The organism is Streptomyces sp. SM1, assembly GCF_002910825.1.
Lineage (GTDB): Bacteria > Actinomycetota > Actinomycetes > Streptomycetales > Streptomycetaceae > Streptomyces > Streptomyces okerensis.
The window spans coordinates 1-20,326 of record NZ_NEUB01000076.1; the positions used below are offsets into that span (position 1 = coordinate 1).

General features: G+C 70.6%; 15 protein-coding genes and 1 tRNA gene. 11 read left to right on the plus strand and 5 right to left on the minus strand.

Annotated features, from left to right (window positions below):
- Positions 1-107: 107 nt before the first annotated feature.
- A complete protein-coding gene (polA, locus tag B9S61_RS01645) occupies positions 108-2,834 on the minus strand; it encodes a DNA polymerase I (protein WP_103540579.1) in 2,727 nt (908 codons plus the stop codon).
- A gap of 309 nt (positions 2,835-3,143) precedes the next feature.
- On the opposite strand from polA, the gene B9S61_RS01650 reads away from it, so the two are divergent.
- The 9 genes from B9S61_RS01650 to B9S61_RS01690 all read left to right on the plus strand — a co-directional run bounded on the left by B9S61_RS01650 (position 3,144) and on the right by B9S61_RS01690 (position 13,227).
- Complete coding sequence (locus tag B9S61_RS01650; protein WP_103540580.1) at positions 3,144-5,423, plus strand: FdhF/YdeP family oxidoreductase; 2,280 nt, start codon at positions 3,144-3,146, stop codon at positions 5,421-5,423.
- 55 nt (positions 5,424-5,478) lie between these two features.
- A complete protein-coding gene (locus tag B9S61_RS01655) occupies positions 5,479-5,961 on the plus strand; it encodes a PaaI family thioesterase (protein WP_103540581.1) in 483 nt (160 codons plus the stop codon).
- 126 nt (positions 5,962-6,087) lie between these two features.
- Complete coding sequence (locus B9S61_RS01660) at positions 6,088-6,528, plus strand: hypothetical protein (protein WP_181007185.1); 441 nt, start codon at positions 6,088-6,090, stop codon at positions 6,526-6,528.
- Positions 6,525-7,127 (plus strand): Tat pathway signal sequence domain protein, encoded by a 603-nt coding sequence (locus B9S61_RS01665; RefSeq protein ID WP_103540593.1) that lies wholly within the window; start codon positions 6,525-6,527, stop codon positions 7,125-7,127. The genes B9S61_RS01660 and B9S61_RS01665 overlap by 4 nt, the downstream gene beginning before the upstream one ends.
- Positions 7,128-7,415: 288 nt before the next feature.
- Positions 7,416-8,645, plus strand: coding sequence for a branched-chain amino acid ABC transporter substrate-binding protein (locus tag B9S61_RS01670; protein WP_103540582.1), 1,230 nt, complete (start codon positions 7,416-7,418; stop codon positions 8,643-8,645).
- A gap of 115 nt (positions 8,646-8,760) precedes the next feature.
- Positions 8,761-9,693, plus strand: a complete 933-nt coding sequence (locus B9S61_RS01675; protein ID WP_103540583.1) for a branched-chain amino acid ABC transporter permease — start codon at positions 8,761-8,763, stop codon at positions 9,691-9,693.
- A gap of 5 nt (positions 9,694-9,698) precedes the next feature.
- Positions 9,699-11,525: a branched-chain amino acid ABC transporter permease gene (locus B9S61_RS01680; RefSeq protein WP_103540584.1), complete on the plus strand. Its 1,827-nt coding sequence runs from the start codon at positions 9,699-9,701 to the stop codon at positions 11,523-11,525.
- Between the two features lie 5 nt (positions 11,526-11,530).
- Positions 11,531-12,514 (plus strand): ABC transporter ATP-binding protein, encoded by a 984-nt coding sequence (locus tag B9S61_RS01685; protein WP_103540585.1) that lies wholly within the window; start codon positions 11,531-11,533, stop codon positions 12,512-12,514.
- Positions 12,511-13,227 carry an ABC transporter ATP-binding protein gene (locus B9S61_RS01690; RefSeq protein ID WP_103540586.1) on the plus strand — a complete coding sequence of 239 codons (717 nt, stop codon included), beginning with the start codon at positions 12,511-12,513 and terminating at the stop codon, positions 13,225-13,227. Before B9S61_RS01685 ends, B9S61_RS01690 begins: the two co-directional genes overlap by 4 nt.
- A 110-nt stretch (positions 13,228-13,337) precedes the next feature.
- Here B9S61_RS01690 and B9S61_RS01695 read toward each other — a convergent pair whose 3' ends face one another.
- Complete coding sequence (locus tag B9S61_RS01695; RefSeq protein ID WP_103540587.1) at positions 13,338-13,994, minus strand: ANTAR domain-containing response regulator; 657 nt, start codon at positions 13,992-13,994, stop codon at positions 13,338-13,340.
- Between the two features lie 105 nt (positions 13,995-14,099).
- Here B9S61_RS01695 and B9S61_RS01700 point away from each other — a divergent pair.
- Positions 14,100-14,172: transfer RNA gene (locus B9S61_RS01700), tRNA-Leu, on the plus strand.
- 100 nt (positions 14,173-14,272) lie between these two features.
- Here the strand turns inward: B9S61_RS01700 and pyk are convergent.
- Positions 14,273-15,709, minus strand: a complete 1,437-nt coding sequence (gene pyk / locus B9S61_RS01705; RefSeq protein ID WP_103540588.1) for a pyruvate kinase — start codon at positions 15,707-15,709, stop codon at positions 14,273-14,275.
- 273 nt (positions 15,710-15,982) lie between these two features.
- On the opposite strand from pyk, the gene B9S61_RS01710 reads away from it, so the two are divergent.
- Positions 15,983-17,788 carry a bifunctional UDP-sugar hydrolase/5'-nucleotidase gene (locus B9S61_RS01710; protein ID WP_103540589.1) on the plus strand — a complete coding sequence of 602 codons (1,806 nt, stop codon included), beginning with the start codon at positions 15,983-15,985 and terminating at the stop codon, positions 17,786-17,788.
- A 24-nt stretch (positions 17,789-17,812) separates the two neighbouring features.
- Here the strand turns inward: B9S61_RS01710 and B9S61_RS01715 are convergent, their stop codons facing one another.
- Complete coding sequence (locus B9S61_RS01715) at positions 17,813-19,207, minus strand: lysine N(6)-hydroxylase/L-ornithine N(5)-oxygenase family protein (RefSeq protein ID WP_103540590.1); 1,395 nt, start codon at positions 19,205-19,207, stop codon at positions 17,813-17,815.
- Positions 19,204-20,326: aminotransferase class V-fold PLP-dependent enzyme (locus tag B9S61_RS01720; protein ID WP_103540591.1), on the minus strand; the 1,123-nt coding region annotated here is incomplete at its 5' end. The genes B9S61_RS01720 and B9S61_RS01715, both read right to left, overlap by 4 nt.

Below are 20,326 nucleotides of genomic sequence, written 5' to 3' on the forward strand. Positions count from 1 at the left end.
CACCCCTCGGGCCGCGCCGGAAGCCCCCCGGCGAGGGCCGCGACAGCGCTGGGCCGGCCCCGGCGGACGGTGTCCGGCGGGGTTCGCGGGGGTGTCGCCCGGCAGGGCTAGTGTGCTGCCGACTCCCAGTCCGGGCCCGCGCCCACCGAGACACCCAGCGGGACCCGGAGCTGGACTGCGGTGGCCATTTCCCGGCGGACCAGGTCCTCCACCGCCGTACGTTCGCCCGGGGCGAGTTCCAGGACGATTTCGTCGTGGACCTGGAGGAGCATGCGGGAGCGCAGGTCCGCCGCGCGCAGTGCACGGTCCACGTTCAGCATGGCGATCTTGACGATGTCCGCCGCGGTGCCCTGGATCGGCGCGTTGAGCGCCATGCGCTCGGCGGCCTCGCGGCGCTGACGGTTGTCGCTGTTGAGGTCGGGCAGATAGCGGCGGCGGCCGAACAGCGTCGCCGTGTAACCGGTCGCCCTCGCCTCGTCGACGACCCGGCGCAGATAGTCCCGTACGCCGCCGAACCGCTCGAAGTACGCGTCCATCAGCGCACGCGCCTCGGCCGCCTCGATGTTCAGCTGCTGGGAGAGGCCGAAGGCCGACAGCCCGTACGCCAGGCCGTACGACATCGCCTTGATCTTGCGGCGCATCTCCGCGTCGACCGCGGACTGCTCGACGGAGAACACCTGGGCGGCCGCCGTGGTGTGCAGGTCCTCGCCCGAGGTGAACGCCTCGGTCAGGCCGGCGTCCTCGGAGAGGTGGGCCATCACGCGCAGTTCGATCTGGCTGTAGTCGGCGGTCAGGAGGGACTCGAAGCCCTCGCCGACGACGAAGCCGCGGCGGATCGCGCGGCCCTCGTCGGTGCGGACCGGGATGTTCTGGAGGTTGGGGTCGGTGGAGGACAGACGGCCCGTCGCGGCGACGGTCTGGTTGAACGTGGTGTGGATACGGCCGTCCGCGGCGATCGTCTTGATCAGGCCCTCGACGGTGACGCGCAGCTTCGCCTGCTCACGGTGGCGGAGCATGATCACCGGCAGTTCGTTGTCGGTCTGGCCCGCCAGCCAGGCCAGCGCGTCGGCGTCCGTGGTGTAGCCGGTCTTCGTCCTCTTCGTCTTCGGCAGGGCCAGCTCGCCGAAGAGGACCTCCTGGAGCTGCTTCGGCGAGCCCAGGTTGAACTCGTGCCCCGCCGCCGCGTGGGCCTCCTTCACCGCCTGCTGCACGGCGCCCGCGAACATCTGCTCCATGGCCTGGAGGTGCTCCCGGTCGGCCGCGATGCCGTGCCGCTCCATGCGGGCCAGCAGCGCGGACGTGGGCAGCTCCATGTCGCGGAGCAGATCCGCCGCGCCGACCTCCTCCAGGCGGCCCTCGAAGGCCTCCCCCAGGTCGAGGACGGCGCGCGCCTGCACCATGAGCGCCTCGGCCTCCGCGCTCTCGTCCGCGCCGAAGGCCAGCTGGCCGTCGGGCGCGGCGGCGGGCGCCAGTTCGCGGTGCAGGTACTCCAGGGACAGCGCGTCCAGATCGAAGGAGCGGCGGCCCGGCTTCACCAGGTACGCGGCGAGGGCGGTGTCCATGGTGACGCCCTCGATGGTCCAGCCGTGCTCGGCGAAGACGCGCATCGCGCCCTTGGCGTTGTGGAACACCTTGGGGCGCTCCGCGTCGGCCAGCCACGCGCTGAACGCCTGCTCGTCGGTCTCGTCCAGCTCGGACGGGTCGAACCAGGCGGCCGGTCCGGCGGCCGCGGCCAGCGCGATCTCGGCGACCGAGCCGGTGCCGAGCGCCCAGGTGGCGACCGTGGCGACGCCGAGCGGGCCGGTGCCGTGCTCCGCGAGCCAGCCGGTCAGTTCGCCGGTGCCCAGCACCGAGCCGTCCAGCTCCACGCCCTCCGCGACGACCGGGGTGGTCTCGGCCTCCTCCGCGCCCGGGTCGACGGCGAACAGGCGCTCGCGCAGCGACGGGTTCCTGATCTCCAGGGTGTCCAGGATCATCGCCACGGCCTTGCGGTCGTAGGCGGTCCGCTCCAGGTCGGGGACGGCCCGGGGCAGCTCGACCCGGCGCTCGAGCTCGGTGAGCCGGCGGTTGAGCTTGACGGACTCCAGGTGGTCGCGCAGGTTCTGTCCGGCCTTGCCCTTGACCTCGTCGACGCGCTCGACCAGGTCGGCGAAGGAACCGAACTGGTTGATCCACTTCGCGGCGGTCTTCTCGCCGACGCCGGGGATGCCGGGCAGGTTGTCGGACGGGTCGCCGCGCAGTGCGGCGAAGTCGGGGTACTGGGCCGGGGTCAGGCCGTACTTCTCGAAGACCTTCTCCGGGGTGAAACGGGTCAGTTCGGAGACGCCCTTCGTCGGATACAGCACCGTGGTGTGCTCCGAGACCAGCTGGAAGGAGTCACGGTCGCCGGTGACGATCAGCACCTCGAAGCCCTCGGCCTCGGCCTGGGTGGCGAGGGTGGCGATGACGTCGTCCGCCTCGAAGCCCTCGACGGCGAAGCGCTGCGCGTGCATCGCGTCGAGCAGCTCGCCGATCAGCTCGACCTGACCCTTGAACTCGTCCGGGGTCTTGGAGCGGTTCGCCTTGTACTCGGTGAACTCCTCCGAGCGCCATGTCTTGCGGGAGACGTCGAAGGCGACGGCGAAGTGGGTGGGGGCCTCGTCACGGAGTGTGTTGGCCAGCATCGACGCGAAGCCGTAGATCGCGTTCGTCGGCTGGCCCGTCGCGGTGGTGAAGTTCTCCGCGGGCAGCGCGAAGAACGCGCGGTACGCGAGGGAGTGCCCGTCCATGAGCATCAGGCGGGGGCGGGGACCGCCGGGGGACTGGTCGGTCTTCTTCGATGCTGTGTCTGCCACATGTCCGATCCTGCCATGCGCCACTGACAGTCGGTCCCGGCCGTGGTTCCGGCCGCGGGCGACGGGCTTGGTTCCCCGCTTCCCTCCCTTTCCGTTCCCGTCGACAGGCGCGGGTCGGCCCGGGGGGAGGTGGCGACGGCCCGGGGGGTGCGGTGGAGCGGGCCACGTCTCGCGTCCGGGGCGGGGCCGGTGGGCACGGTTCGGGTGCGGGTTCCCCCCGCGGTCTCCGTCTGTCCGGCCCCCGTCGCCGCCGGCGTCGCGTGGCAGGATCGGAGACGTACCTCACACGTGCGTGAACAGGAGTGTGCGATGGCCACGAAGCCGCCCAAGGGTGATCCGGTCCAGGACGCCCCGCAGGTCGCCGAGCCGAAGCGGGCGGCTGCCGGGCTCCCCGCGATCGGCCACACCCTGCGGATGGCCCACCAGCAGATGGGCGTGAGGCGCACGGCGCTGACGCTGCTCAGCGTCAACCAGAAGGACGGTTTCGACTGCCCCGGCTGCGCCTGGCCGGAGCCGGAGCACCGGCACAAGGCGGAGTTCTGTGAGAACGGTGCGAAGGCGGTGGCCGAGGAGGCCACCCTGCGCCGGGTCACCCCGGAGTTCTTCGCCGCGCACCCCGTCGCGGATCTGGCCGGCCGCAGCGGCTACTGGCTGGGGCAGCAGGGGCGGCTGACGCACCCCATGTACCTGCCCGAAGGCGGGGAGCACTACGAACCGGTCACCTGGGAGCGTGCCTTCGACATCGTCGCCGAGGAGATCACCGCCCTCGGCTCCCCCGACGAGGCCGTCTTCTACACCTCGGGCCGCACCAGCAACGAGGCCGCCTTCCTCTACCAGCTGTTCGCCCGCGAGCTCGGCACCAACAACCTGCCCGACTGTTCCAACATGTGCCACGAGTCGTCCGGCTCGGCCCTGTCGGAGACGATCGGTGTCGGCAAGGGCAGCGTCCTGCTGGAGGACCTCTACAAGGCCGATCTGATCGTCGTCGCCGGCCAGAACCCCGGCACCAACCATCCGCGCATGCTGTCCGCCCTGGAGAAGGCCAAGGCGAACGGCGCGCGGATCGTCAGCGTCAACCCGCTGCCGGAGGCGGGCCTGGAGCGCTTCAAGAACCCGCAGACCGCCAAGGGGCTCGCCACCGGCGCCGCCCTGACCGACCTGTTCCTGCAGATCCGCCTCGGCGGCGACCAGGCCCTCTTCCGCCTCCTCAACCGGCTGATCCTCGACACGCCGGCCGCGGTGGACGAGGAGTTCGTCCGCGAGCACACGCACGGCTACGAGGAGTTCGCCGAGGCCGCGCGCGCCGCCGACTGGGAGGAGACGCTCACCGCGACCGGTCTCACGCGCGGGGACATCGAGCAGTGCCTGCGGATGGTCCTCGAGTCCGAGCGCGTCATCGTCTGCTGGGCGATGGGCCTCACCCAGCACAAGCACTCCGTGCCCATGATCCGCGAGATCGTCAACTTCCTCCTGCTGCGCGGCAACATCGGCCGGCCGGGTGCGGGGGTGTGCCCGGTGCGCGGTCACTCCAACGTGCAGGGCGACCGCACCATGGGCATCTTCGAGCGGCCCGCGCCGGCGTTCCTGGACGCCCTGGAGAAGGAGTTCGGCTTCGCGCCGCCGCGCGAGCACGGGTACGACGTCGTACGGGCCATCCGCGCGCTGCGGGACGGGAAGGCGAAGGTCTTCTTCGCCATGGGCGGCAACTTCGTCTCCGCCTCGCCGGACACGGAGGTCACCGAGGCCGCGATGCGCCGGGCCCGGCTCACGGTGCACGTGTCCACCAAGCTGAACCGCTCGCACACCGTCACGGGCGCGCGTGCGCTGATCCTGCCGACGCTGGGCCGCACCGAACGCGATGTGCAGGGCGGGGGCGAGCAGTTCGTGACGGTCGAGGACTCGATGGGCATGGTGCACGCCTCGCGCGGCCGGCTGGAACCGGCGGGCGGGCAGCTGCTGTCCGAGCCGGCCATCGTGTGCAGGCTGGCCCGCCGCGTCCTCGGTGAGGGCAGCACGGTGCCGTGGGAGGAGTTCGGATGGGACTACGCGACGATCCGCGAGCGCATCGCGCGGGTGATCCCGGGCTTCGAGGACTTCAACGCGCGTGTGGCGCGTCCCGGGGGCTTCGCGCTCCCCCACGCCCCGCGTGACGAGCGCCGCTTCCCGACGGCCACCGGCAAGGCCAACTTCACCGCCGCGCCGGTGGAGTACCCCGAGCTGCCGGCGGGCCGGCTGCTGTTGCAGACGCTGCGTTCGCACGACCAGTACAACACCACGATCTACGGCCTGGACGACCGGTACCGGGGCATCAGGAACGGCCGCCGCGTGGTGCTGGTCAACCCCGAGGACGCGCGGGAGCTGCGGCTCGTGGACGGCGCCTACGTCGATCTGGTCGGCGAGTGGAGGGACGGCGTGGAGCGCAGGGCTCCCGGCTTCCGGGTCGTGCACTACCCGACGGCCCGGGGCTGCGCGGCGGCGTACTATCCGGAGACGAACGTCCTGGTGCCGCTGGACGCCACCGCGGACACCAGTAACACCCCGGCCAGCAAGTCCGTGGTGGTGCGTCTGGAACAATCGGCGACCGACTGAGCGTTCGCTCAGCAGACAGCCGTACGACGCACGACGAGACGAATGGAGCCGGCCCATGGGAGAGCAGCAGCAGGTGAAGTTCCCGCAGGGGGTCATCGACGAGTACGCCGCGCTCGGTGTCGATCTGCCGGCGCTGTTCTCCGCGGGCCACCTGGGCACGCGGATGGGCGTGCAGATCCTGGAGGCCTCGGCGGAGCGGGTCGTCGGGACGATGCCGGTGGAGGGCAACACCCAGCCCTACGGGCTGCTGCACGGCGGTGCCTCGGCCGTACTGGCCGAGACGCTGGGGTCGGTGGGCTCGATGCTGCACGGCGGGAGCACCAAGATCGCGGTCGGTGTCGACCTCAACTGCACGCATCACCGGGGCGCGCGCTCCGGCCTGGTCACGGGGGTCGCCACGCCCGTGCACCGGGGGCGGTCGACGGCGACGTACGAGATCGTCATCACCGACGAGGCGGACAAGCGGGTGTGCACCGCCCGGCTGACCTGCCTGCTGCGGGACGTGAAGCCCGGCGAGGCGGAGCAGACGGCGGGCTGACGGCCCCCGCCCGTGGTGCGGGCTCCACGCCCCGCCCCACGGGTGCCCCCCGCCACAGCCCCGTCCCCGGTCGTTCCGGCGGGTTTCGGCATTGCCTCCGGCACACGGGCGCCTTAGCGTTCGGGCATGCGACGGGGAGGCGGCTCTCGGGCGTGGGCGGGGGCGTCCGGTGTGGCCCTCGTGGCCGCGCTGCTGACGGGCTCGGCGGTGGCCGGGTGCGGTGCGGCGGATTCCGGCCACACGCGGGGAGACCCCGCCGCCGGGAACGGGCCGGGCGACGGTCACGACTCCGTGCCGTCACCCCGAGTGACCTCCGACGTGGACCTGTGTACGAAGATCGTCGGCCACTGGTCGCGCGAGGTGCTCGACGGCCGCGGCTACGGCGACTACCAGTCCATGGGGCTGTCCGGTGGCCAGTACGAGATCCTGCGCGAGGTGGTCGACACCGCACGGGCCGCGAAACGCCAAGGCGCGGCGGCAACCGGCCGGCTGATCGACCGTCAGGCGCACGAGGGGTGTCTCGCGTGGTACCGCGGCGGCGGGCCGGGCGAAGGGCCCTGGCGATGAGCGGCATCGGCCCCGTCGAGCCGGAGGAGGGCACCCACGCCCTGGACGCCTTCCCCGCGCCCCTCCCCCAACGAGGGCGCCGCGCGAGGGCGTTCGAGCGGCACCGCAGGACCGTGGCCGCCGGGTTCCTCGCCGGCGCCGTACTCACCGGCGGCGGCTACCTCTACGTCACCCGGCCCCGCCCGGAGCCGCCGCCGGCCCCGCCGTACCCGAGCCAGGTGACCGCCGTCGCCTACCTGAAAGCGCGGACCGCGGACCCCAACACCGTTCCGCGCGGCTTCACTTTCGAGGTGGAGATGACAACGGAATCCGGCCCTCCGGTCACCGTCACCCGAATATCCCAGCCGTACGCGGGACTGTCCGTGTCCTCCAGCCCGCGCGCCCCTTTCCGGACAAAAGCGGGATCCCCCCGCAAGATCAGCATCACCATACGGGTGACGGAATGCGGAAAAGTGCCACGGAATGCCGGACTCCCTTTCCTGGATGTAACTCTGCGTAATACGCGCGCAAGGCAGGTACACAGCTTCATCCTCGGCTCCCGGTACGCACGGGACCTCTCCCGGGCCCTGCAAGCAGCCTGCAGCAACGAAACGAGGTAATCACCAAAATCGCCGAGACGCCTGAACCCACCCCTCCAGGTCCTGCGGTTTCTCACCATCCGGACAGGGCAAAACGGCGAGAATTCTGCTCTTCCCCCCACTCAGTACCGCTCAGCAATACGTCGTGTCATAACAAGAGCGTCACAGCCTTGGCCAGAGTCTCCTCCGCATTCCCCACCCGCGCTTAGAGTCACGGCCAGTCACCGCGCCGCCTGATTCTCACTTCGGCCCAGCGCTCGACTCGGCCGTTTCCACCGGGAGGCGGCTGTCAGGGGAAAGGACTGGATCGTGCGTCAACGTTCGCTCATAGCCATCACCGCCGCCCTGGCGGCGGGTGCACTCACCCTCACCGCCTGCGGCTCACGCGACGACGACGGCGGCTCGGACTCCGGCAGCGGTGGCACCACCGTGGTCATCGGCGTCGACGCGCCGCTGACCGGCGACCTGTCCGCGCTCGGCCTCGGGATCAAGAACTCCGTGGACCTCGCGGCCAAGACCGCCAACAAGGAGAAGTACGTCGAGGGCATCACCTTCAAGATCGAAGCCCTCGACGACCAGGGCCAGGCCTCCGTCGGCCAGCAGAACGCCACCAAGCTCGTGGCCAACGACGACGTCCTCGGCGTGGTCGGCCCGCTGAACTCCTCCGTCGGCGAGTCCATGCAGAAGGTCTTCGACACCGCCAAGCTGGTCGAGGTCTCTCCGGCCAACACCAACCCCGCCCTGACCCAGGGCGTGAAGTGGCAGACCGAGAAGGTCCGGCCGTACAAGTCGTACTTCCGCACCGCGACCACGGACGCCATCCAGGGCCCGTTCGCCGCGCAGTACGTCTTCAACGACGCCAAGAAGAAGAAGGTCTTCGTCATCGACGACAAGAAGACCTACGGCGCCGGTCTGGCCGCCACCTTCACCGACGAGTTCAAGAAGCTCGGCGGCCAGGTCGTCGGCACCGAGCACATCAACCCCGACAGCAAGGACTTCAACGCTGTCGCCACCAAGGTCAAGAACTCCGGCGCCGACGTCGTCTACTACGGCGGCGAGTACCCGCAGGCCGGCCCGCTGAGCAAGCAGATCAAGGAAGCCGGCGCCAAGATCCCGCTGGTCGGCGGCGACGGCATCTACAGCGCCGACTTCATCAAGCTGGCGGGCGCCGCGGGCACCGGCGACCTCGCCACCTCCGTCGGCTCGCCCGTCGAGGAGCTCCCCTCCGCCAAGGAGTTCGTCGCCAACTACAAGGCCGGCGGCTACAAGGAGGACTTCGAGGCGTACGGCGGCTACTCGTACGACTCCGCGTGGGCGATCATCGAGGCCGTCAAGAAGGTCGTCGAGGGCAACGACGGGAAGCTCCCCGACGACGCCCGCGCCAAGGTCGTCGACGCCATGCAGGACGTCTCGTTCGACGGTGTGACCGGCAAGGTCTCCTTCGACGAGTTCGGTGACGCCACCAACAAGCAGCTCACCGTGTACTCCGTCAAGGACGGCGACTGGACGACGGTGAAGTCGGGCACCTTCACCGGCTGACCGCCGCACGCACCACACGCACGAGCCGCGCGGGGCGCTGTTCCACTGGCGCCCCGCGCGGACCGGTTTCGCGACCCCATCCGTCGAACATTCCGAAAGTCTCGGAGGACATGCGGTGAACGAACTGCCGCAGCAGCTGGTCAACGGCCTGCTACTGGGATCCATGTACGGGCTGATCGCCATCGGCTACACGATGGTCTACGGCATTGTCCAGCTCATCAACTTCGCGCACGGCGAGATCTTCATGGTCGGTGCCTTCGGCGCGCTCACGGTACACATGTACCTCCTGCCCGACGGCACCTCCATCTGGGTCTCCCTCCCCCTGATGCTGCTCGGCGCCATGATCGTCTCCGTGCTGGTCGCCATCGGGGCGGAACGGTTCGCCTACCGCCCGCTGCGCGGCGCCCCCCGCCTCGCCCCGCTCATCACCGCGATCGGCCTCTCCCTCGCGCTGCAGCAGGCGATCTGGGCGTTCTACCCGAACGCGAAGTCCAAGCTGGCCTTCCCGCAGATCGAGGGCGGCCCCTTCAGCTTCGCCGGCGCGACGGTCCAGACCGGCGACATCTTCCTGCTCATCGCCGCCCCGGCCAGCATGGCCTTCCTCGCCTACTTCGTGATGCGCACCCGCACCGGACGCGGCATGCAGGCCACCGCCCAGGACCCGGACACCGCCAAGCTCATGGGCGTCAACACCGACCGCATCATCGTGGTCGCCTTCGCCCTCGGTGCCGTCTTCGCCGCCATCGGAGGCGTCGCCAGCGGGCTCAAGTACGGCCAGATCGACTTCAAGATGGGCTTCATCCTCGGCCTCAAGGCCTTCACCGCGGCGGTCCTCGGCGGCATCGGCAACATCTACGGCGCCATGATCGGCGGTGTGGTCCTCGGCGTCGCCGAGACCCTGGCCACCGCCTACATCTCCGACATTCCGGGCCTGGACCAGTTCGGCAGCCAGTCCTGGGCCGACGTCTGGGCCTTCATTCTCCTCATCCTCGTGCTCCTGTTCCGGCCGCAGGGCCTGCTCGGCGAGCGCGTTGCGGACAGGGCGTGACACCGATGACGACACAGACCACCGCTTCGACCACCGCGGCCGCCCCGGCCGCGAGCACCCCCACCGGCCTCATCGGCATCCCCCCGCAGCTCGGCCGCGCCCTCGCCACCGGCGGCAGCGCCCTGGCCGTCGTCTCCACCTTCCTCGCATGGACCTGGACCGACGAGTTCCCCGGCGACCTCACCTTCTACGGCTACCCCGGCGGACTGCAGGTCCTCGTCCTCGTGGGCGCCCTGCTCGCCACCCTGTTCGCGGTCGCCTCCTACGGCGTCAGGGGACTCGGCTGGCTCACCCCGGGCGGCGCCGACGCGGCCCTCAAGTACGCCGTGCTGGGCACCTTCGCCACCGCCTGGTACACGGTCCTCGCGATCAGCATCAAACTCGGCGGCGTGGTCAACCTCGAACCCGGCGGGTACGTCGTCGCCGCCGCCACGCTGGCGGCCCTCGTCGGCGCCCTGGCCCTCCCCTTCCAGCGGCCCGAGCCCGACCCCATCGACCCGGACGACAACGCCTGGGAGCACTTCAAGCACGACGCCGGCCACCTCTGGGCCACCCTGCGGGCGGCCTTCGCCGCCGGCCGCCCGCGCCCCGTGCGCGCCCTGCCGTCCTACGCCGAGATCCTGATCATCGTCGGCATCCTGGCCGTCGCCCTGGTCGTCTTCACGTACGGCATCGGCACCGAGTACGACGAGCTGTTCGTCGGCTTCCTGATCACCGCCGGTTTCGGGTTCACCGCCCTGCACCGCTCGGGCCTGATCAGCCACGCCTCGCAGATCACGGCACGGCACACCAACATCACCGTGTGCGGCGCCTTCATCGCGGCGGCCTGCTTCCCCTTCACGCAGACCGACGACCAGTACGCCACCCTCGGCGTCTACATCCTCATCTTCGCGACCGTCGCCCTCGGTCTGAACATCGTCGTCGGACTCGCCGGCCTGCTCGACCTCGGCTACGTCGCCTTCCTCGGCGTCGGCGCCTACGCGGCCGCGCTCGTCTCCGGCTCCCCGAGCTCGCCGTTCGGCGTCCACTTCCCCTTCTGGGCCGCCGTTCTCGTCGGAGCCGTCGCCTCGCTCGTCTTCGGCGTGCTCATCGGTGCGCCGACCCTGCGGCTGCGCGGCGACTACCTCGCCATCGTCACCCTCGGCTTCGGTGAGATCTTCCGGATCGCGGTCAACAACACCGACGGCACCTCCGGCCCGGACCTCACCAACGGCTCCAACGGCATCGCGTCCATCCCGGACCTGAAGATCCTCGGCTTCGACCTCGGGGTGCAGCACGACATCGGCGGCTTCACCATCGGCCGGTTCGCCAACTACTTCTTCCTGATGCTGCTCATCACGGCCGTCGTCGTGCTCGTCTTCCGCCGCAGCGGGGACTCCCGCATCGGCCGCGCCTGGGTCGCCATCCGCGAGGACGAGACGGCTGCCGAGGCCATGGGCATCCACGGCTTCCGGGTCAAGCTCGTCGCCTTCGCGGTCGGCGCCACCCTCGCCGGCCTCGCAGGAACGGTGCAGGCACACGTCACCTACACCGTGACGCCCGAGCAGTACCTGTTCGCCGGCACGACCCCGCCCAACTCCGCCTTCCTGCTCGCCGCGGTCGTCCTCGGCGGCATGGGCACCATCGCCGGACCCCTCATCGGAGCGGCGCTGCTCTTCCTGATCCCCAACAAGCTCCAGTTCCTGGGCGACTACCAGCTCCTCGCCTTCGGTCTCGCACTGGTCCTGCTGATGCGTTTCCGTCCCGAGGGCCTCATCCCGAACCGGCGCCGCCAACTGGAGTTCCACGAAGAGGCCGACGCGCCCACAGTCCTGAGCAAGACAGGGGCCTGACCACCATGACCACCGACATCATCACCAAGGACACCGCCCCGGGCGCACCCGCCCCCGGTACCCCCGTCCTCGACGCACGCGGCGTGACCATGCGCTTCGGCGGCCTCACCGCCGTCCGCGACGTCGACCTCACCGTGAACAGCGGCGAGATCGTCGGACTCATCGGCCCGAACGGCGCCGGCAAGACCACGTTCTTCAACTGCCTCACGGGCCTCTACATCCCCACCGAGGGCGAGGTCCGCTACAAGGACAAGGTCCTGCCGCCCAAGTCCTTCAAGGTCACCGCCGCCGGCATCGCCCGGACGTTCCAGAACATCCGGCTCTTCGCCAACATGACGGTCCTGGAGAACGTCCTCGTCGGCCGCCACACCCGCACCAAGGAGGGCTTCTGGTCGGCCGTCCTGCGCGGACCCGGCTTCCACCGGGCCGAGGCGGCCTCCCGCAAACGGTCCATGGAACTCCTGGAGTTCGTCGGCCTCGCCGCCAAGGCCGACCACCTCGCACGCAACCTCCCCTACGGCGAGCAGCGCAAGCTGGAGATCGCCCGCGCCCTCGCCAGCGAACCGGGCCTGCTGCTCCTGGACGAGCCCACCGCCGGCATGAACCCCCAGGAGACCCGGGCGGCCGAGGAGCTCATCTTCGCCATCCGCGACCAGGGCACCGCCGTCCTCGTGATCGAGCACGACATGCGGTTCATCTTCAACCTCTGCGACCGCGTCGCCGTCCTCGTCCAGGGCGAGAAGCTCATCGAGGGCGACCCGGCCACCGTGCAGGGCGACGAGCGCGTCATCGCCGCCTACATCGGTGAACCCATGGAGAACGACCCCGGCGCCGCCGAAGCCGCCGAGGTCGAAGCCGCCGAAGCCGCCGCCGCGGGGGCCGCGGGGGCCGACGACGCAGGGGCAGAGGCAGGGGCGGAATCAGAGGCGGAGGCCGAGGCCGTCACGGACGCCACGGACGCCGCGCCCGGCAAGGAGAACGACCGATGACCGCACTCCTCGAGGTCGAGGACCTCAAAGTCGCCTACGGCAAGATCCAGGCCGTCAAGGGCATCTCGTTCAGCGTCGACGCGGGCGAAGTGGTCACCCTGATCGGCACCAACGGTGCCGGCAAGACCACCACCCTGCGCACGCTCTCCGGGCTCCTCAAGCCCGTCGGCGGCCAGATCAAGTTCGAGGGCAAGTCCCTCAAGAAGATTCCCGCCCACAAGATCGTCTCCCTGGGGCTCGCCCACTCCCCCGAGGGCCGGCACATCTTCCCCCGCATGACGATCGAGGACAATCTCCGTCTCGGCGCCTTCCTGCGCAGCGACAGGGCGGGCATCGACAAGGACATCCAGCGCGCCTACGACCTCTTCCCCATCCTCGGGGAACGCCGCAAGCAGGCCGCCGGAACCCTCTCCGGCGGTGAGCAGCAGATGCTCGCCATGGGCAGGGCCCTGATGTCCCAGCCCAAGCTGCTCATGCTCGACGAACCCTCGATGGGACTCTCGCCGATCATGATGCAGAAGATCATGACGACCATCGCCGAGCTGAAGGCACAGGGCACCACCATCCTGCTCGTCGAGCAGAACGCCCAGGCCGCCCTCTCCCTGGCGGACCACGGTCACGTCATGGAGGTGGGCAACATCGTCCTCTCCGGCACCGGCCAGAAGCTCCTGCACGACGATTCCGTCCGCAAGGCCTACCTCGGCGAGGACTGAGGCGAGGCAGGCAGGCAGGCACACAGGGCCTGCGACGCAGGCGACGCAGGCAGACGCGGAGGCCCGCTTCCCCGAAGGGGAGCGGGCCTCCGCCGTACCCGAACGGCTCGTCAGCCCTTCGACGCCTTCTTCTCCTCGGCGTCGTCGATGACCGCCTGGGCCACCTGCTGCATCGACATCCGCCGGTCCATCGAGGTCTTCTGGATCCACCGGAACGCCGCCGGCTCCGTCAGCCCGTACTGCGTCTGCAGCACCGACTTCGCCCGGTCCACCAGCTTGCGCGTCTCCAGCCGCAGACTCAGGTCCGCGACCTCCCGCTCCAGCTCCTTCAGCTCCGTGAACCGCGACACCGCCATCTCGATGGCCGGCACCACGTCGCTCTTGCTGAACGGCTTCACCAGATACGCCATGGCCCCGGCGTCCCGCGCCCGCTCCACCAGGTCGCGCTGCGAGAACGCGGTCAGCATCAGCACCGGGGCGATGCTCTCCTCGGCGATCTTCTCCGCCGCGGAGATACCGTCCAGCTTCGGCATCTTCACATCGAGGATGACCAGATCGGGCCGGTGCTCGCGCGCCAGCTCGATGGCCTGCTCACCGTCGCCCGCCTCACCGACGACGGTGTACCCCTCCTCCTCCAGCATCTCTTTGAGATCGAGCCGGATCAGGGCCTCGTCCTCGGCGATGACCACGCGTGTGGTGATCGGAGGCACGTGCGACTTGTCGTCGTCGGGCACGTCTACAGGCTGGGGCGGCTCGGGGGCGCTCACGTGGGCTCCTTGGTGCGGGGCAGGCCGGTACTGCTGACAAGAGCGTACCCAGCTGCGATAAGGTGGGGGCACGGCGGGTAACCGTCGACCTTCGTTTTGCAGGGCGCCCCGGTAGCCCAGCGGTAGAGGCAATGGTCTCAAACACCATCCAGCGTCGGTTCGAATCCGACCCGGGGTACTTTTCCTCTGTATTCAAGGTCACTATTTGAGAGCGGATGTCCACCCTTTTCAGTGAACATCCGCTTTTGTCATGCGCCGCGATCGTGCGCGCCGGACCGCTACCGAGGGCTGTCGTCCTCGCCGATGTGGTGGACGCGGACCAGGTTGGTGGAGCCGGAGACGCCCGGCGGGGAGCCGGCCGTGATGACGACCGTGTCGCCCTTGTCGCAGCGGGCGTACCTCAGCAGCAGGTCGTCGACCTGGTCGACCATCGCGTCGGTGGAGTTCGCGTGGGGGCCGAGGAAGGTCTCCACACCCCAGCTGAGGCTGAGCTGGGAGCGGGTGGCCGGGTCGGGGGTGAAGGCGAGGACGGGGATCGGCGAGCGGTAGCGGGAGAGCCGGCGGGCGGTGTCGCCGGACTGGCTGAAGGCGACCAGGAACTTGGCGCCGAGGAAGTCACCCATCTCGGCCGCCGCGCGGGCGACCGCGCCGCCCTGGGTGCGGGGCTTGTTGCGTTCGGTGAGGGGCGGGAGCCCCTTGGCGAGGATGTCCTCCTCGGCCGCCTCCACGATGCGCGCCATGGTGCGGACGGTGTCGACGGCGTGCTTGCCGACGCTGGTCTCGCCGGAGAGCATCACGGCGTCGGTGCCGTCGATGACGGCGTTGGCGACGTCCGAGGCCTCGGCGCGGGTGGGGCGGGCGTTGTCGATCATCGAGTCGAGCATCTGGGTGGCGACGATGACCGGCTTGGCGTTGCGCCTGGCGAGCTTGACGGCGCGCTTCTGGACGATGGGCACCTGTTCGAGGGGCATCTCGACGCCGAGGTCGCCGCGGGCGACCATGATGCCGTCGAAGGCGGCGACGATGTCGTCGATGTTGTCGACGGCCTGGGGCTTCTCGACCTTGGCGATGACGGGGAGGCGGCGGCCCTCGTCGTCCATGATCCGGTGGACGTCCCTGATGTCGCGCCCGCTGCGGACGAAGGAGAGGGCGATGACGTCGAATCCGGTGCGCAGCGCCCAGCGGAGGTCGTCCTCGTCCTTCTTGGAGAGCGCGGGCACGGAGACGGCGACGCCGGGGAGGTTGAGGCCCTTGTGGTCGGAGACCATGCCGCCCTCGACGACGGCGGTGCGGACGCGGGGGCCGTCGACGGCGATGACCTCGAGGGTGACCCTGCCGTCGTCGACGAGGATCAGTTCACCGGTGGTGACATCGGCGGCGAGGCCGTCGTAGGTGGTGCCGCAGCCGTGGCGGTCGCCTTCGGCGCCGTCCTCGACGGTGATGGTGAAGGTGTCGCCGCGTTCGAGGAGTACGGGTCCTTCGGTGAAGCGGCCGAGGCGGATTTTCGGGCCTTGAAGGTCGGCGAGGAGGCCGACGCTGCGGCCGGTCTCGTCGGCGGCTTTTCGTACCCGGTGGTAGCGCTCCTCGTGCTCGGCGTGTTCGCCGTGGCTGAGGTTGAATCGGGCCACGTCCATTCCGGCGTCGACCAGTGCTTTGATCTGGTCGTACGAGTCGGTGGCGGGGCCCAGTGTGCAGACGATTTTCGCTCGGCGCATGGCTCGAGCCTATGGCTTACCGGCGGGTAGCGATTTGGCGGCGCGTGACGACTCAACGTCCCGTGAGTGAAAGGTTATTGACAAGTGCTGAATTGTGCGCGGGGGTGCTCCGATGAGCATGTCCGGCCCCGCGCGCGGGCGTTTCCCTCGGATCGCAACCCAGAGGGCGCTGTTCCGGTGGGCGTGTTCAGGTCAGAATCGTCGGGCGAATCTACGCGCGTTGTCCGCCGGTCGGCACGCCGCGGTACGTCGTTGTGCGAGGAGAGTGGCGAGATGCCGTTGAACCGCCGGAAGTTCTTGAAGAGGTCCGCCATCACCGGGGCGGGGGTGGCACTGGCGGGTACGGCGGCCGCCCCCGCGGCCGAGGCGGCCGGGACCGGGCAGGGGAGGAAGCGGGTGAAGCGGTACGCGCTGACCGTGATGGGGACGACCGATCTGCACGGGCACGTCTTCAACTGGGACTACTTCAAGGACGCCGAGTACACCGACCCGGCCGGCAACGCGCAGGGCCTGGCGCGGGTGTCGACGCTGGTGAACCAGGTCCGCAAGGAGAAGGGCCGGTCCCACACGCTGCTGCTGGACGCGGGCGACACCATCCAGGGCACCCCGCTGACGTACTACTACGCGAAGGTCGACCCGATCACCGCCGAGGGCGGTCCGGTGCACCCCATGGCGCAGGCGATGAACGCCATCGGGTACGACGCGGTGGCGCTCGGCAACCACGAGTTCAACTACGGCATCGAGACGCTGCGGAAGTTCGAGGAGCAGTGCGACTTCCCGCTCCTGGGGGCGAACGCGCTGGACGCGAAGACGCTGAAGCCCGCCTTCCCGCCGTACTTCATGCGGACGTTCCACGTGAAGGGCGCTCCCCCGGTGAAGGTGGCGGTGCTCGGGCTGACCAACCCCGGTATCGCCATCTGGGACAAGGCGTACGTGCAGGGGAAGCTGACGTTCCCCGGCCTGGAGGAGCAGGCGGCCGAATGGGTGCCGAAACTGCGGTCGATGGGCGCGGACGTGGTCGTGGTGTCGGCGCACTCCGGCTCGTCGGGCACCTCGTCGTACGGGGACCAGTTGCCGTACGTGGAGAACGCGGCGGCGAATGTGGCGCGTCGGGTGCCGGGGATCGACGCGATCCTGGTCGGGCACGCGCATGTGGAGATCCCCGAGCTGCGGGTCGCCAACGAGGAGACCGGCAGGGAGGTCGTGCTGTCGGAGCCGCTGTGCTACGCGGAACGGCTGTCCCTGTTCGACTTCGAGCTGGTCTTCGAACGGGGCCGCTGGCGGGTGGAGTCGGTGACGGCCTCGCTGCGCGACGCGGCGACCGTGGAGGACGACCCGAGGATCACCCGGCTGCTGCGGGACGAGCACGCGCAGGTGGTGGAGTACGTCAACCAGGTGGTGGGGTCGGCGACCGAGACGCTGACGACGGTGGAGGCCCGGTACAAGGACGCGCCGATCATCGACCTGATCAGCAAGGTGCAGGAGGACGTGGTCCGGGCGGCCCTCGCGGGCACCGAGTACGCGTCGGTGCCGGTGCTGTCGCAGGCGTCGCCGTTCTCCCGGACCTCCGAGATCCCGGCGGGCGAGGTGACGATCCGGGACCTGTCCGGCCTCTACGTGTACGACAACACGCTGGTGGCGAAGCTGATGACGGGCGCTCAGGTCCGGGCGTACCTGGAGTACTCGGCGGAGTACTTCGCGCAGACGCCGGCGGGGGCGCCGGTGGACGTCGGCACCCTGACGAACGCGGGCGGCCGGCCGGACTACAACTACGACTACGTGTCGGGGCTGCGGTACGAGATCGACATCGCGCGGCCGGCCGGGTCGCGGATCCGCGACGTCACGTACGACGGTGCCGCCCTCGACGACGCACAGCGGTTCGTGTTCGCGGTGAACAACTACCGGGCCAACGGCGGTGGCGCGTTCCCGCATGTGGCGTCGGCGCCGGAGCTGTGGGCGGAGTCGACGGAGATCCGGACGCGGATCGCGGAGTGGGCGACGGAGAAGGGTGTGCTGGATCCGGCGGACTTCGCGTCGGTGGACTGGAGGCTGACGCGGGACGGTACGCCGGTGTTCTGACCGTCGTCCGCCGTCGCGGGTGACTCAGGTCCCGTCCGCCAGAGGGGTGAGCCGTGCGGCTTGCCGGGCGGGCGGGACCTGCCGTGTCCGGGGATGGAGGCCGAAGGTGGTGAAGGCGGTACGGGCGGGCAGGGCGTAGACCGTCCGGCCGGTGAGGTGGTTGAGGATCGTGGCGCTGCGCCAGGCGGCGAGCCCGAGGTCGGGGGTGCCGACGCCGTGGGTGTGGAGTTCGGCGTTCTGGACGTAGACGCCGCCGGTGAGGGAGCGGTCGAGGCCGAGGCGGAAGTGCGCGTCGACGCGGGGGCGGCCTGCGCGGTCGCGGCGCAGGTGGGGTTCGAGGGGGCCGAGCAGCCGGTCCAGGGGGCGTGCGCGGTGGCCGGTGGCGAGGACGACGGCGTCGGTGGTGAGGCGGGTGCGGGTCTGCTGGTGGATGTGCTCGAGGTGGAGTTCGATCCTCGCGCGGGCCGTGCGGCGGGCGGCACGGACGTGGACGGCGGGGGTGAGGACGGTGTCGGGCCAGCCGCCGTGGAGGGTGCGCCGGTAGAGCTCGTCGTGGATGGCGGCGAGGGTGGCGGCGTCGACGCCCTTGTGGAGCTGCCACTGCGCGGGGACGAGCCGGTCGCGGACGGGTTCGGGGAGGGCGTGGAAGTAGCGGGTGTGGTCGGGGGTGAAGTGTTCGAGGCCGAGTTTGGAGTACTCCATGGGGGCGAAGGCCCCGGTGCGGCCGATCCAGTGCAGCCGTTCCCGGCCGGCGGGCCGGTGGCGCAGCAGGTCCAGGTAGACCTCCGCGCCGGACTGTCCGGTGCCGATGACGGTGATGTGCCCGGCGGCGAGGAGGGTGTCGCGGTGGGCGAGGTAGTCCTCGGCGTGGACGACGGGAAGGCCGGGGGTGGCGGCGAGGGGGCGGAGCGGCTCGGGCGTCCAGGGTTCGGTACCGATGCCGAGCACGATGTTGCGGGCGTGGACGCGGCCGGTGGCGGCGGTGCGGCCGTCGGGGGCCGGCCGGGTGAACTCGGCCTCGAAGAGGGCATGCCGGGCGTCCCAGCGGACCGTGTCCACCTGGTGGCCGAAGTGGAGCGCGGGCAGATGGCCGGCGACCCAGCGGCAGTAGGCGTCGTACTCGGTGCGGCGGATGTGGAAGTGCTCGGCGAAGTAGAAGGGATAGAGGCGGTCGCGGGCTCTGAGGTGGTTGAGGAAGGTCCAGGGACTGGTCGGGTCGGCCAGGGTGACGAGGTCGGCGAGGAAGGGGACCTGGACGGTGGCGTCGTCGAGGAGCAGGCCCGGGTGCCAGGTGAAGCCGGGGCACCGGTCGTAGAAGGCGGTGCGCAGGCCGGGGAGGGGGTGGGCGAGGGCGGCGAGGGAGAGGTTGAAGGGGCCGATGCCGATGCCGAGCAGGTCGTACGGGGTGGGGGGCGTCATCCTGGTCCTTCCGCGTGGGCCTGGTGGACGAGGGTGAGCAGGCCCGCCAGGTCGTCGGGGCGGGTGGCGGGGTTGAGGAGGGTGGCCTTCAGCCAGAGCCGGCCGTCGGCGCGGCCGAGGACGGCGCGGCCGGTGGCGAGGAGGAGCCGGCGCAGTTCCGCGACGCCGGCGTCGGTGGCGTGTACGGGCCGGAAGAGGACGGTGCTGATGACGGGCCGGGCGTGGAGGTCGAGGCGGGGGTCGGCGTGGACGAGGCGGGCGAACTCCTCGGCCTGGGCGCAGACCTGGTCGACGAGGGCGCCGAGGCCGGTGCGGCCGAGGGTCTTGAGGGTGACGGCGAGCTTGAGGACGTCGGCGCGCCGGGTGGTGCGCAGGGAGCGGCCGAGGAGGTCGGGGAGTCCGGCGTCGGTGTCGTCGTCGGCGTTGAGGTAGTCGGCGTGGTGGTGCAGGGCCGTGAGGTCCTGTGGGTCCCGGACGGTGAGGAGGCCGGCGGGGACGGGCTGCCAGCCCAGTTTGTGCAGGTCGAGGGCGATGGTGTGGGCGGCGTCCAGGCCGGTGAGCTTGGGCCGGTGGAGGTCGCTGAAGAGCAGCGGCCCGCCGTAGGCGGCGTCGATGTGCAGCCGGGCGCCGTGGGCGGCGCAGCGGGCGGCGATCTCGGGCAGCGGGTCGATGAGGCCGGCGTCGGTGGTGCCCGCCGTGGCGGCGACCAGGTGGGGTCCCGGCAGGCGGGTGAGGGTGTCGTCGAGGGCGGCGGGGTCGAGGGTGCCGGCGGGGGCGGGGATCTCGACGGGGTCGGGCAGGCCGAGGAGCCAGGCGGCGCGGGGCAGCGAGTGATGGGCACCGGCGGCGTGGACCAGCCGTACGGCGGCGCCGTCCGCCTCCCGGGCGAGGAGGAGGGCGAGCTGGTTGGCCTCGGTGCCGCCGGTGGTGACGAGGCTGTCGCTGTGGCCGGCCTCGCGGGCGAGGGCGCGGGTGAGGAGGGTTTCCAGGGCGGAGGCGGCCGGGGCCTGGTCCCAGGAGTCGAGGGAGGGGTTGAGGACGCTCACCGCGAGGTCGGCGGCGGCCGCGACGGCGAGCGGCGGGCAGTGCAGGTGGGCGGCGCACCAGGGGTGTGCGGGG

Coding starts and splice junctions, on each gene's coding strand:
- B9S61_RS01650 (WP_103540580.1), top strand. CDS start 3,144: ATGGCCACGAAGCCGCCCAAGGGTGATCCGGTCCAGGACGCCCCGCAG.
- B9S61_RS01655 (WP_103540581.1), top strand. CDS start 5,479: ATGGGAGAGCAGCAGCAGGTGAAGTTCCCGCAGGGGGTCATCGACGAG.
- B9S61_RS01660 (WP_181007185.1), top strand. CDS start 6,088: ATGCGACGGGGAGGCGGCTCTCGGGCGTGGGCGGGGGCGTCCGGTGTG.
- B9S61_RS01665 (WP_103540593.1), top strand. CDS start 6,525: ATGAGCGGCATCGGCCCCGTCGAGCCGGAGGAGGGCACCCACGCCCTG.
- B9S61_RS01680 (WP_103540584.1), top strand. CDS start 9,699: ATGACGACACAGACCACCGCTTCGACCACCGCGGCCGCCCCGGCCGCG.
- B9S61_RS01685 (WP_103540585.1), top strand. CDS start 11,531: ATGACCACCGACATCATCACCAAGGACACCGCCCCGGGCGCACCCGCC.
- B9S61_RS01690 (WP_103540586.1), top strand. CDS start 12,511: ATGACCGCACTCCTCGAGGTCGAGGACCTCAAAGTCGCCTACGGCAAG.
- pyk (WP_103540588.1), bottom strand. CDS start 15,709: ATGCGCCGAGCGAAAATCGTCTGCACACTGGGCCCCGCCACCGACTCG.
- B9S61_RS01710 (WP_103540589.1), top strand. CDS start 15,983: ATGCCGTTGAACCGCCGGAAGTTCTTGAAGAGGTCCGCCATCACCGGG.
- B9S61_RS01715 (WP_103540590.1), bottom strand. CDS start 19,207: ATGACGCCCCCCACCCCGTACGACCTGCTCGGCATCGGCATCGGCCCC.